We start from the raw sequence: 12851 nt of genomic DNA, 5'->3' as shown, positions 1-12851 counted from the left end.
GCAATGAGTGAGCCAATTTTAAATGTAAAGGATTTTTCCCTTTACTATGGTAAAAAGAAAACCCTTAAAGAAATTACAATGGATTTTTATCCTAATGAAATAACCTCCCTAATCGGACCATCAGGATCAGGTAAATCAACCCTTTTAAGATCGATTAATAGGATGAATGACCTGGTTCCAAGTGTTACAACAACTGGAACAATTACTTATGATGACCATAATATTTATGGGCCAAGAATGGATACAGTCGAGCTTAGAAAAAGTATCGGTATGGTTTTCCAACAACCAAATCCCTTCCCTTTTTCAATCTATGAAAATGTAATCTATGGTCTCCGCCTAAAGGGGGTTAAGGACAAGGCTGTTTTGGATGAGGCTGTTGAGAATAGTCTTAAGGCTGCAAATATCTGGGATGAGGTCAAAGATAAGCTCCACAAGTCAGCTCTTGGACTTTCAGGTGGTCAGCAGCAGAGGGTTTGTATCGCCCGTGTCCTTGCTGTTGACCCAGCCATCTTGCTTTTAGATGAGCCAACAAGTGCCCTTGACCCAATCTCAGCTGATAAAATTGAGTCAATGTTGCTTGAACTTAAAGAAAAGTATACAATATTAATTGTTACACACAGTATGCAACAGGCAAGTCGAATCTCAGATAAGACAGCCTTCTTCTTGGATGGTGACTTAATCGAGTACGACAGAACCAAGGAAATTTTCCTAAATCCAAAGGATCAAAGAACTGAAGATTACGTTAGTGGAAAATTTGGATAGGTCTGGCTAAATTAGTAGAAAGAGGGTATATATGTTAAGAACGCAATTTGAGGGAGAGCTAAACAAACTCCACAATCAATTTTACTCAATGGGAACGCAGGTTAGTGCCCAGCTTAATAAGGCTGTTCGGGCCTTTGTAAGTCATGATCAAGAACTGGCTGATGAGGTTATCCTTGATGATGAGGCTATAAACTACCTTGAAACAAAACTTGAGAAAAAATCTCTTGAAATGATAGCCCTCCAGCAACCAGTTTCAAATGACCTAAGAACAATCATTACTGTTCTAAAGGCAAGTAGTGACCTTGAAAGAATGGGAGACCATGTAACCTCAATCGCACGTTCTATCATCAACCTTGATGGGGAAGAGCGAATTGAGTCAGTTGAAGAAGACATTACCATCATGGGTGAGAAGGTAAAAAATATCGTTGATGCAGCTCTTAATGCTTACATGCAAGGGGATGAAGAGCGTGCCCGTGATATTGCTACCTGGGACAATGATGTTGATGAAATGTTTTCAGAGATTCAAAATAAGGTACTAGAAGGCATGAAGAGTAATACTGAAACCATCCACACTGGTAAGGAATATATCATGACCCTCATGTATCTTGAACGTATTGGGGATTATGCTAAAAACCTATGTGAGTGGATTGTCTACCTTAAGACAGGTAAGATTGTCGAACTTTAAAAGACTAAAGGAAGGATTAATCCTTCCTTTTTTGCTGGTCAAAAAATGACTAGACCAGCATATTTTCACATACCCAAGGTACTTTCTTTAAATTAAACAAAACAATGCACAAGAATCGTGCTATACTGGTGAAGTAGTTATTTTGTTAGAGAACATACATAATAATCGAATTAAGGAGAGGACAATACATGCAGAAAGTTTTAGTCGCCAATAGGGGAGAGATTGCCACACGAGTATTTAGGGCCTGTACAGAATTAGGTATCTCAACAGTTGCCATTTATGCAGCCGAAGATGAGTACTCAGTTCACCGTTTTAAAGCTGATGAGGCTTATTTGGTTGGGGCTGGTAAAAAGCCAATTGAAGCCTACTTGGATATTGAAGATATCATAAGGATTGCAAAAGATACTAATGCCAGTGCCATTCACCCAGGTTATGGTTTTCTTTCTGAAAATATTGACCTTGCCAAAAGATGTGAGGAAGAAGGAATAATCTTCATTGGTCCAAGTATTCACCACCTGGATATTTTTGGTGACAAGATTAAGGCCAAACAAGCAGCTATGGATGCAGGAATTAGCCCCATCCCTGGAACCAAAGGCTCTGTTGCAGGAGTTGAGGACATCCTTGAATTTGCAGACAAGTACGGCTATCCAATCATGATTAAAGCAGCCCTTGGTGGGGGAGGACGCGGTATGCGTATCGCCCGCAATGAAAAGGAGGCCAAAGAAGGTTATGAGAGGGCAAGAAGTGAAGCCAAATCTGCCTTTGGAAGTGACGAGGTCTATGCTGAGAGATACATTGGCCAACCCAAACATATTGAGGTCCAAATTTTAGGGGACGAGCACGGTAATGTGGTTCATCTTTTTGAAAGGGACTGTTCTGTTCAAAGAAGACACCAGAAGGTTGTAGAAGTTGCCCCTTGTATTTCTCTAACAGATGACATGCGAGCAAAAATCTGCCAGGCAGCCGTCCAAATTATGGAGCATGTAGGCTATATTAATGCAGGAACGGTTGAATTTCTGGTTGAAGGTGATGACTTTTACTTTATCGAGGTAAATCCTCGTGTCCAAGTGGAGCATACCATAACTGAGATGATTACAGACATCGATATTGTCCAAAGTCAAATCCTAATTGCCCAAGGCCTAACCCTTGAAGAGTGTGGTATTCCAAGTCAAGATAAGATAACCCACAAGGGAGTTGCTATTCAATGTAGGATTACCACAGAAGATCCCCTCAATGACTTTATGCCAGATACTGGTAAAATTGATACCTACCGCTCTCCAGGTGGTTTCGGGGTCCGTCTTGATGTTGGTAATGCCTATGCAGGAGCAGTAGTAACACCTTACTTTGACTCCCTTTTGGTAAAGGTTTGTACCCATGCAAGTAGCCTTGAGCAGGCCATCCAAAAAATGGAGCGTTGCCTAAGGGAATTTAGGATTCGCGGGGTTAAGACCAATATTCCCTTCATGCAAAATGTAATCAATCATGAAGCCTTTAGATCAGGGACTGCTCTTACAACATTTATTGACAATGAGCCTGATTTATTTAAGTTTTCAGCCACCCGTGACCGTGGGAATAAGACTTTGAAATACATTAGTCAAATCACCGTTAATGGTTTTCCAGGGGTTGAAAAATCGAAAAAATTTATCTCAGACAGATACCTACCAAAGGAGCTAAACCTGCCTGACAAAAAAATTATCACAGCCAAAAATGTCTTAGATCTTGAAGGGGCTGATGCTGTATCTAACTGGGTCAAAGAGGAGAAGAAAGTCCTTTTAACGGACACAACCTTCCGTGATGCCCACCAAAGTCTTCTAGCAACCCGCCTAAGGACCAAGGATTTACTTGAAGTGGCAGCTTTAACAGAAAAGGCCTTTCCTAATCTCTTTTCAGCTGAGATGTGGGGGGGAGCAACCTTTGATGTCAGCTACCGTTTCCTAACAGAAAATCCCTGGGAAAGACTTAGAAAATTCAGGGCTGCCATGCCTAATACCCTCATGCAAATGCTCTTTAGGGGGTCAAATGCTGTGGGTTATTCAAACTATCCTGATAATGTCCTGGTTGAATTCATTAAGGAAGCAGCCAGTCAGGGGATTGACGTCTTTAGAATTTTTGACAGCCTAAACTGGGTCGAGCAGATGGATAAATCAATCCAGGCCGTTCGAGATGCTGGTAAGATTGCTGAGGCAACAATTTGTTATACTGGAGACATTAATAATCCTAACAGGCAAAAATATTCCCTTAAATACTATAAGGAATTGGCCCGTGAGCTTGAAGCCCTAGGAGCTCATATTATTGCCATCAAGGACATGGCTGGTCTTTTGAAACCGCAAGCTGCCTATGAGCTTATTTCTGAACTTAAGGATGTAACCAGCCTTCCAATCCACCTTCACACTCATGATACAAGTGGTAATGGAATCTTTACCTATGCAGAGGCTGTTCGGGCGGGCGTTGATATCGTTGACCTTGCCATCCCAGCCATGAGTAGTGCTACCAGTCAGCCAAGTATGACCAGTCTTTATTATGCCCTTGAAGGGTCTGACCGAAAACCAGACTTTGATGTGGAAAATGCTGATAAAATCAACCAGTACTGGCAGGGAGTTCGGGCCGACTATAAGGCCTTTGAAAATGGACTAACAGGTCCTAATCCGTCCGTCTACATGCATGAAATGCCAGGAGGACAGTATTCTAACCTCCAGCAGCAGGCCAAGGGTGTCGGCCTTTTAGACCGCTGGGACGAGGTCACTAAGATGTACCAAACGGTCAACATGCTCTTTGGTGACATCGTAAAAGTTACCCCTTCATCAAAGGTTGTAGGTGACATGGCCCTATTTATGGTCGAAAATGGACTAAATGAGGAAAATATCTACGAAAAAGGGCGTGATTTAAGCTTCCCAGACTCTGTAATCTCCTTCTTTAGGGGGGATTTAGGTCAACCGGCCTTTGGTTTTCCTAAGGAGCTTCAAAAGCTAGTTCTTAAGGGTCAAGAAGCTTATACCGTAAGACCAGGAAGTTTAGCCAAGGAAGTTGATTTTAAGCTTTTAAGTAAGGAGCTTGAAGGACTAATCGGCTACAAACCTAAGCAAGAGGAGCTTTTAAGCTATATTATGTATCCTAAGGTCTTCCTTGATTACAGAAAAGCCTATGACCAGTATGCTGATGTTAACCTTCTTGATACACCAACCTTCTTCCAGGGAATGGAAGTGGGAGAGTCAATTACTTTTGAGCTTGAGAAGGGTAAGAGTCTTTTAATCCGTCTTGATCAGATAGGGGATATTGACGAGCATGGTGATAGAACCCTCTTCTTCAACTTAAATGGTCAAAGGAGGGAGATTGTCGTGAGAGACGCTTCAGCCAAGACAGCAAGCAAGCAAAATCCTAAGGCCGATTCAAGTAAGGAAGAGGAAATCGGTGCTACCATGACTGGTTCTGTCCTTAAGGTCCTTGTTAAATCAGGTGATGAGGTCCAAAAAGGAGATAGCCTCTTTATTACTGAGGCCATGAAGATGGAGACCTCTATTCAGGCACCTTTTGCAGGAAGGATTAAAAAAGTTCTTGTTGAAGATGGTGATAGGATTGAAACGGGCGACCTCTTGGTTGAACTCGAAAAAAATTAAGAAAAAATGATAGAACAAGGAGAATAAGTGTCTATGAAAAAAATTAACTATACTTTACTTTTAGGTCTTTTAGTGGTTGTTTTCTTTGGCCTAAGTTATTTTACTAAAAACATTTTCTTTGTTCTCTTCTTTATTTTGTTTTGGCTGGCCTTTAAGGCATATGGTCTTTATATTAAGGCCAACTATGTAAACCAGCAGGAAGATTCCAAGGATTCACAAAAATAAGAATAAAAAAACCTCCAGTTAAAAGACTTGAGGTTTTTTTTGCTGGATAAGTAAAATTTAATCCCGATTGACCAAATGGAGGGGATAATCTTGTGGATTTACACTAGCCAAATTGGCCATAATTTTAGGCCTTACTTGCCCCAATTCTTCCTTGATTATCCATTTGAGATTGACGAATTCTTCTTCAGATTCATACTTGTCTAAGATTTCAATTTGACAGCTGTAAATAAACAAGAGTTCATGGTAGGAACTGGCGTTTTGATAAAAGTTTTCCACAAGGGCCATAAACTTTGAGTCCTTAAGCACCTGTCCACTTTCTTCTAAGACCTCTCTTTCTAAGGCCTCCTGGCTAGATTCACCAAATTTGATTCGACCACCCATGAGGGACATGTTGCCATTTGGAAATTCGGCTACTAAAAATTTACCACGGGTTTCAATCCAGGCAGCTACACGAAGATTGACTTTACCGCTACTAGTATTAAGGGTTAGATCTTCAGTCACTTGATTCTCCTTATATTATTTTGATTTATTAATTATAATCTATTATATGGGACTAGTAAATCTATCAAAATTGAAAATTTTTTCAAAAAATGCTATACTTGAAAAAGTGTATTAGACAGTAGTAACTAATAGTAGTTGCTTGAAAAAAAAGATTTTAAAATATATTGGAGAAAAATAAATGAGTGATATAAAAATAATTCCCTTGGGTGGGGTTCGTGAATTCGGAAAAAACATGTATGCTGTTGAGGTAGATGAATCAATCTTCGTCCTTGATGCTGGTTTGAAGTATCCTGAAAGCGAGATGCTTGGAGTTGACTTTGTTATTCCTGATACAAGTTTTCTTGAAGAAAATGCTGACCGAGTTGCAGGTATCTTTTTAACCCATGGTCACCCAGATGCTATTGGAGGCTTACCTTACCTCCTAGCTCAGGTAGAAGCACCAGTTTTTGCAAGTGAACTTACCATTGAACTTGCTAAAATTAACGTCAAGGCTTATGACTTAACTAAAAAATTCAATGATTTTCATGTCGTCAATGAAAAGACTGAAATTGACTTTGGAACAGCTAATATTTCTTTCTTTAGTACAACCCACACTATCCCAGATAGCCTGGGTATTGTGATTGGAACCGATAAAGGAAACATTGTCTACACGGGTGATTTTAAATTTGACCCAGCCGTTCCAGCTGGTTACAAGACCAATCTAGGTCGACTGGCTGAGATTGGTAACCAGGGAGTATTGGCTCTTTTAAGTGATTCAGCCAATGCCCTAGCAAGTGCCCAATCATCTGGTGAAAATGAAGTTGCTGAAAAAATATTTGACGTAATCTCAGACTGGGAGGGGCGTGTAATTGTAGCCAGTGTTGCAGGAAATTTGGCCCGCATCCAACAAACAATTGACGCTGCAGCAAGGGCTGGAAGGGTTGTTGCTCTAACAGGTCATGACATGGATCAGATTGTAAAAACTGCCCGTCGTCTGGGTAAATTAAATGTTGACGACGCTATGATTGTTCCCCTAAAAGAGCTTAAAAAATATCCAGATGAAGAGGTTCTTATCCTTGAAGCTGGTCGTATGGGTGAGCCTATCAGGTCAGTTGCTGACATGGCTACAGGACGCAACAAGCAGGTCAAAATCAAAGAGGGCGACTTAGTCTTTGCTGTTACAAGTCCAACTGTTTCAATGGAGACCTTTGTTGCTAAAACAGAAAACATTGTTTACCGGGCTGGCGGCGTGATGAAGCTTCTTGCTAGTGAGATAAATGTTTCAGGACATGCAAATTCGCGTGATCTTCAAACCATGATCGACATCATGAAGCCCCAAAACCTTATTCCAGTCCAAGGAGAGTACAGGGAGCTTGAAGCCCATGCCGAACATGCCATGGAAATTGGGATTAAGCCTGAGGACATCTTTATCCTCAAACGTGGAGATGTTATTTCCTATGAAGATGGGGTCTTTGTACCAGCTGGTGTTGTGACTGCTGAAAACATCATGATTGATGGAAGTGGTGTTGGTGATATCGGAAGTATTGTCCTTCGTGACCGTAAAATTTTGTCAGAAGATGGTATCTTCATTGCTGTAATTACTATTAGCAAGAAGGAGAAGAAAATCATCAGCCGTGCCAAGGTTCATACCAGAGGATTTGTCTATGTTAAACAAAGTCGTGACCTAATCAAAGATAGCTCAGACTTAGTCAATCAAACTGTTACCAACTACCTTGAAAAAGGGGACTTTGATTGGACTGAAATCAAGCAAGATATTCGTGATGCCCTTGGTAAATACCTATACGACCAAACCAAACGCCGTCCTGTTATTTTACCGGTGGTGATGGAAGTTAGATCTGAAGAAAATCTTAATAAGAGCACCCGCAAGAAGGCTAAGAAGAAAAAGCCAGCCAAGGCTAAGTCAGAGGACAAGCAGGATTAGGCATAAGTTTAGACTTAGTGCTGATAAAAAAATAAATTTATGCTATAATATGCATATTGAAAAACTCAGGAGAAGCTATGTATAACGCACTTGTAACAATTTTACTTATTTTATCAGTGATTATCATCATTTCAATTATCATGCAACCATCTAAACAAGATTCAGCAGCCAGTGCTTTATCAGGCGGCGGTGAGCAGTTGTTTGAAAGACGAAAGGCACGTGGATTTGAAGCTGTAATGCAGCGATTTACTGCCCTTATGGTTACTGTTTGGTTGATTATTGGTTTTGTGTTAGTAATATTATCAAGTAAGTAAATAAAGAAGCTAAGTTGGGGGATTCCCAACTTTTTTTCAAATTAATTTTAAAAGAAATAAGAGAAGAAAATGAATATAAAAATAAAAGATAAAATTAAAGAATGTTTGGCTGATGGAAATCCAGTGAACATTCAAGAATTAGCAGGAAGTTTGGGGCTTGATCAGGCGCATGACTTCAAACAGTACTTAAAAGTTATTGCACAGATGGAAGCAGAAGGCGATTTAGCCTTTACTGATTTAGGCGAGATTTACGGGATTGATAAGGCAGCAAAACAAGCTCCTATCGGCATTGAAGGAATTTTTCATGCCAATGCCAATGGATTTGGTTTTGTAACTATTGCCTCAGATGAGCCAGATGTCTTTATTCCGCGGGGAAAAACCCTTCTTGCCCTTGACCGAGATACTGTTCAAATTGAAATTACAAAGCCTGCTAATGTTCTTGAAGGAACATCAGCTGAAGGTAAGGTTGTAGGAATTGTTAGCCATGACCTCAAGCAAATGGTAGGTCAATTTTTTGCCTTCTCAAAGGATGAGGAAGCAGAAAGTGATTTGATTGGCTACATCAAAAGTAAAAATAAGAAGGTACCCTTTAATACTTACTTAAGTCCCAAAGGCCTAAGACCTGCAGATGGACAGATTGTTAAAGTTGAAATCACCCACTATCTTGATGAAGAATTTCCAACTTCCATGCAGGGACTGGTAACAGAAATTATCGGGAACCCAACAGACAAGGGGATTGATGTTCTTGAAGTTCTTGAAGGAATGGATATTAGAAGTGAATTTCCTGAAGAGGTTATTGATCAGGCGAATGCGGTTCATGAAATAGTTTCTGAAGCTGACCTCATGGGTCGTGTTGACTACAGGGATCAGATTATCTTTACCATAGATGGTGCTGATGCCAAGGACCTTGACGACGCCGTTCACATTAACCTTTTACCAAATGGAAATTATGAGCTGGGTGTCCATATTGCTGATGTATCCCACTATGTGACCAATGAGTCACCACTAGACAAGGAAGCCTATGAGCGTGGAACCAGTGTTTATGTTACAGACCGTGTGGTTCCTATGCTTCCAGAACGCTTGTCAAATGGGATTTGTTCCCTAAATCCTAAGGTCAACCGTCTGACCCAGTCATGTGTTATGGAGATTAATCATGAGGGCCGCGTTGTTGACTATCAGATTTCCCAATCAATCATTAAGACAACTGAACGCATGACCTATAGTGATGTTAATAAGATAATTGCAGGCGATATTGAGCTGACAGAGAGATATGAAGTCCTTCTTGAAAGCATCAAACTCATGGCTGACTTACATAAAATTTTAGAAGCCATGCGTAAAAGACGCGGAGCAATTGACTTTGATACCGAAGAAGCTAAAATCATTGTCGATGAGGCTGGAAATCCTATTGATATCATTAAACGTAATAGGGGAGTTGCTGAAAGATTAATTGAAAGCTTCATGTTGGTTGCTAACGAAACTGTAGCTGGTCATTTTTCAAGCCTTAATCTTCCATTTATCTACCGTATCCATGAACATCCTAAGGCCGACAAACTTACCAGATTTATTGACTTTGCCTCAGCCTTTGGAGTTCCAATTAAGGGAACGGCTCAAAAGATGGGACAAAAAGATTTACAGCAATTTATGGAGAAAATCAAGGGTAAACCAGGTGAGGAAGTCCTTGCAACCATGCTGTTAAGATCAATGCAGCAGGCCAGATATGATGAAAATAATGAAGGTCACTATGGTCTTGCAGCAGAAAATTATACCCATTTTACAAGTCCAATCAGAAGGTATCCAGACTTAATTGTTCACCGTATGATTAGGGAGATGGCAAGTCCAAGTAGTCAGGTAATTGACTACTGGCTTGAGAAGATTCCTGAAATTGCCAAACATTCGAGCCAGATGGAGCGTAGGGCTGTTGATGCTGAGCGTGAAGTTGAGAAGATGAAGAAGGCCGAATACATGGAGCAATATGTTGGCCAAGAATTTACAGGTGTTATTTCATCTGTTACGACCTTTGGCTTCTTTGTCGAACTACCAAATACCATCGAAGGCCTGGTTCACATCAAGTCCCTAGGTAAGGAGTATTTCCGCTACCAAGAGCGTACCATGACCCTTGAAGGGGAAAAATCAGGCCTTGTTTTCAAGGTAGGACAAGAGGTTAAAGTTGGACTAACCAAGGCCGACCGAAATACTGGGGATATCGACTTTGAACACATCCCAAGTGAGTTAGATGTTCATGAAAAAAGAAGCAAGAAGGCTGGTAAATCTGGTAGATCAAGGGATAAAGCAAGGCGAGATGACCGAGATAAGTCAGATCAGCCTAGGAGAGATTCAAGAAACAAGAAAAAATCTTCTGGTAATAAGGATAAAAAACCTTTTTACAAGCAAGTAGCAAAATCTAAAAAAGGGAGGAATAATAATGCCAAAAGGTCAGGGAAACGTAGTCGCACAAAATAAGAAGGCCAGTCATGACTATGAAATCGTTGAAAGCTTTGAAGCAGGAATTGTTTTGACCGGGACTGAGATAAAAAGTGTCCGTGCTGCAAGGATTACCCTCAAGGATGGTTTTGCCCGTGTAAAAAATGGTGAGATATGGCTGTCTAATGTCCATATTTCACCCTATGAGCAGGGTAATATTACAAATGTTGATCCAGTCAGAGCTAGGAAGCTTTTGCTTCATAAAAAGCAGATTGCAAAGATTGCAGCTGAACTTTCAACAAATGGGATGACCTTTGTTCCCTTAAAGGTTTATTTAAAAGATGGCTATGCAAAAGTGCTCATGGGTCTTGCCCGAGGTAAGAAAAACTATGACAAGCGAGAAACTATCAAACGTAAGGAACAGAACAGGGAAATTGCCCGACAATTAAAAAACTATAACAGATAACTTTCCTAGGAGAGTTATTTTTAATCATTTTAGGGAAAAGGGGGCAGGCAGATGATAAAATCACCAATTGAAAAATATTTAAAGGATATTTACACGCGTTTTATAATGGATAAAAGAGGCGAGGTCGCAGACTATATTCCTGAACTCGCCAAGGTCAATCCTGATAAATTTGCGATTGTCTTAGCCACAGCCGATGGACAGGTCTATAAGTACGGTGATACCGACCAACTTTTTACCATTCAATCAATCTCAAAACCCTTCACCTATGCTCTGGCTATCTCGGATAACGGCTTTGCCCTAGTTGATAAAAAAATTGATGTAGAACCATCAGGGGATGCCTTTAATGAAATATCCTTAGATGCAAGGTCCAATCGGCCCAAAAATGGGATGATTAATTCAGGTGCCATAACAAGTACATCCCTGGTCAAGGGACGCTCCTCTGAAGAACGTTATGAGAGGATTAGAAAATTTTATTCAGACTTTGCAGGCCGGGAACTTCATCCTGATTTTGGTGTCTTCCAATCAGAGTCTGAAACAGGCCACAGAAATCGGGCCATTGCCTGGATGCTCAAAAATTTTGGCATTATTGAAGGTAATCCAGAAGAAGTACTGGCTGCTTATTTTGAGCAATGTTCAACCTTAGTAAACACTGAGGATTTAGCTCTCATGGCAGCTACCCTTGCTAATGACGGCATCCATCCTCTGACCAAGAAAAAAATTGTCAGCCCTGAAATTGTTGAGCGTGTTTTATCAGTCATGATGACAGCTGGGATGTATGATGGGGCTGGTGACTGGATGACCTCAGTTGGTCTTCCTGCAAAATCAGGTGTTGGAGGTGGCATTATCGGAGTTCTCCCAGGCCAATTAGCCATAGCAGTATTTTCACCAAGACTTGACAACCACGGAAACTCTATTAGAGGAGTTAAAGCCTTTGAAGCCATGAGCCGGGAGCTTCACCTCCATATTATGAATATTGCTAGGGCAGCATCTTCAGCTATAAGGGCAATCTATACCATTGATGAAAGACCATCAATCCTTAGGCGAACCAAGGAAGAGGAAGATATTTTAATCGAGTATGGACCAAGGGCCAAGGTAATTGAAGCCCAAGGGGATATTCTCTTTTCAGGGGCTGAAAAACTGATTAGGGAGTCCCTTGAGGAGTCTGAAGGGGTCGATACCTTTATTTATGATATAACCTTTGTTGATTCTGTAGCTGATGGAGACAGTAGTGACATTGTAAGGTCCATGCTTTATAAGATTGCCCGCGATCAGATTGAGGATGGAAAATCAATTGCCATTATTGATCCCAAGTTTAAATCAGAAAATTTGCAGGACATTCCTTCTGGATTGAAACTCTTTAAGCTTAGTGAATCGGCCCTCCAATGGGCAGAAAATCAAATTCTTGATAAGTATGCCAAGGAATCAACTAGTGATGATGAAGAGATGACTCCCTTAAAGGACTTTGAGTTCTTTGATGCTTTTTCCGAGCAGGAAAGAGACCGCTTTATAGGCTACTTAGAACCAATTTTTTATCCAGCCAAAACACCAATCTTTGAACCTCATACGGCAAAATCAGGTATTTATTTTATAATGAAGGGGCGAATTTCAGTGGAACTCTACGGGGACCGTGAGGGACTTGAAAAAAGGATAATTGCTGTATTGATGGCCGGAATGACCATTGGTGAATATACCTTAATTCATGAGGACAGTGGAGATTTTAGTGTTAAAAGCCAAACTGACAGCAATCTCTTCTACCTTTCAAATGAAGCAATTAAGAGAATAAGTCAGGAAGATATCCCCCTTTCGATAGCCTTGTGGAAAACTGTGGCTCGAAGTGGCTATGAGCTCTTTGATCGTACCATGTATCAGCTGTCAGCTCGGATCGATCAGGAATTAAAGGATAAGGAATGAAAAAAAACCAAAGAAATCTTTGGTTTTTTCA

At 40.6% G+C, this 12851-nt stretch carries 10 protein-coding genes; 9 read left to right on the top strand and 1 reads right to left on the bottom strand.

Annotated elements, in window-relative coordinates; genetic code table 11:
* The first annotated feature begins 3 nt into the window (after nucleotides 1–3).
* From pstB to OZX68_04570, 4 genes are all read left to right on the top strand, one after another.
* On the top strand, nucleotides 4–762 hold the full coding sequence (pstB, locus tag OZX68_04585; protein ID WEV60206.1) for a phosphate ABC transporter ATP-binding protein PstB: 759 nt from the start codon (nucleotides 4–6) through the stop codon (nucleotides 760–762).
* Between the two features lie 31 nt (nucleotides 763–793).
* The gene (phoU, locus tag OZX68_04580) at nucleotides 794–1447 is read left to right on the top strand and encodes a phosphate signaling complex protein PhoU (protein ID WEV60205.1); all 654 of its coding nucleotides are present in this window, start codon (nucleotides 794–796) and stop codon (nucleotides 1445–1447) included.
* Between the two features lie 188 nt (nucleotides 1448–1635).
* On the top strand, nucleotides 1636–5061 hold the full coding sequence (locus OZX68_04575) for a pyruvate carboxylase (GenBank protein WEV60204.1): 3426 nt from the start codon (nucleotides 1636–1638) through the stop codon (nucleotides 5059–5061).
* A gap of 33 nt (nucleotides 5062–5094) precedes the next feature.
* Nucleotides 5095–5286 (top strand): hypothetical protein, encoded by a 192-nt coding sequence (locus OZX68_04570; protein ID WEV60203.1) that lies wholly within the window; start codon nucleotides 5095–5097, stop codon nucleotides 5284–5286.
* Nucleotides 5287–5343: 57 nt separating this feature from the next.
* Here the strand turns inward: OZX68_04570 and OZX68_04565 are convergent, their stop codons facing one another.
* Nucleotides 5344–5787, bottom strand: coding sequence for an NUDIX domain-containing protein (locus OZX68_04565; protein WEV60202.1), 444 nt, complete (start codon nucleotides 5785–5787; stop codon nucleotides 5344–5346).
* 178 nt (nucleotides 5788–5965) lie between these two features.
* On the opposite strand from OZX68_04565, the gene OZX68_04560 reads away from it, so the two are divergent.
* The 5 genes from OZX68_04560 to glsA all read left to right on the top strand — a co-directional run bounded on the left by OZX68_04560 (nucleotide 5966) and on the right by glsA (nucleotide 12820).
* Nucleotides 5966–7708, top strand: coding sequence for a ribonuclease J (locus OZX68_04560; protein WEV60201.1), 1743 nt, complete (start codon nucleotides 5966–5968; stop codon nucleotides 7706–7708).
* 77 nt (nucleotides 7709–7785) lie between these two features.
* On the top strand, nucleotides 7786–8022 hold the full coding sequence (gene secG / locus OZX68_04555; GenBank protein ID WEV60200.1) for a preprotein translocase subunit SecG: 237 nt from the start codon (nucleotides 7786–7788) through the stop codon (nucleotides 8020–8022).
* Between the two features lie 69 nt (nucleotides 8023–8091).
* Nucleotides 8092–10482, top strand: a complete 2391-nt coding sequence (gene rnr / locus OZX68_04550) for a ribonuclease R (GenBank protein ID WEV60199.1) — start codon at nucleotides 8092–8094, stop codon at nucleotides 10480–10482.
* Complete coding sequence (gene smpB, locus OZX68_04545; protein WEV60198.1) at nucleotides 10445–10909, top strand: SsrA-binding protein SmpB; 465 nt, start codon at nucleotides 10445–10447, stop codon at nucleotides 10907–10909. The genes rnr and smpB overlap by 38 nt, the downstream gene beginning before the upstream one ends.
* A gap of 51 nt (nucleotides 10910–10960) precedes the next feature.
* On the top strand, nucleotides 10961–12820 hold the full coding sequence (gene glsA / locus OZX68_04540; protein WEV60197.1) for a glutaminase A: 1860 nt from the start codon (nucleotides 10961–10963) through the stop codon (nucleotides 12818–12820).
* Nucleotides 12821–12851: the final 31 nt, after the last annotated feature.

The sequence above is a fragment of the Streptococcaceae bacterium ESL0729 genome (assembly GCA_029391995.1).
Taxonomy (GTDB): domain Bacteria; phylum Bacillota; class Bacilli; order Lactobacillales; family Streptococcaceae; genus Floricoccus.
This window is presented reverse-complemented; position numbering and strand designations above follow the sequence as displayed.

Bases quoted from the DNA above. Each gene is read 5' to 3' on its own strand.
- smpB (WEV60198.1), top strand. From the start codon at position 10,445: ATGCCAAAAGGTCAGGGAAACGTAGTCGCACAAAATAAGAAGGCCAGT.
- rnr (WEV60199.1), top strand. From the start codon at position 8,092: ATGAATATAAAAATAAAAGATAAAATTAAAGAATGTTTGGCTGATGGA.
- pstB (WEV60206.1), top strand. From the start codon at position 4: ATGAGTGAGCCAATTTTAAATGTAAAGGATTTTTCCCTTTACTATGGT.
- OZX68_04575 (WEV60204.1), top strand. From the start codon at position 1,636: ATGCAGAAAGTTTTAGTCGCCAATAGGGGAGAGATTGCCACACGAGTA.
- secG (WEV60200.1), top strand. From the start codon at position 7,786: ATGTATAACGCACTTGTAACAATTTTACTTATTTTATCAGTGATTATC.
- OZX68_04560 (WEV60201.1), top strand. From the start codon at position 5,966: ATGAGTGATATAAAAATAATTCCCTTGGGTGGGGTTCGTGAATTCGGA.
- phoU (WEV60205.1), top strand. From the start codon at position 794: ATGTTAAGAACGCAATTTGAGGGAGAGCTAAACAAACTCCACAATCAA.
- glsA (WEV60197.1), top strand. From the start codon at position 10,961: ATGATAAAATCACCAATTGAAAAATATTTAAAGGATATTTACACGCGT.
- OZX68_04570 (WEV60203.1), top strand. From the start codon at position 5,095: ATGAAAAAAATTAACTATACTTTACTTTTAGGTCTTTTAGTGGTTGTT.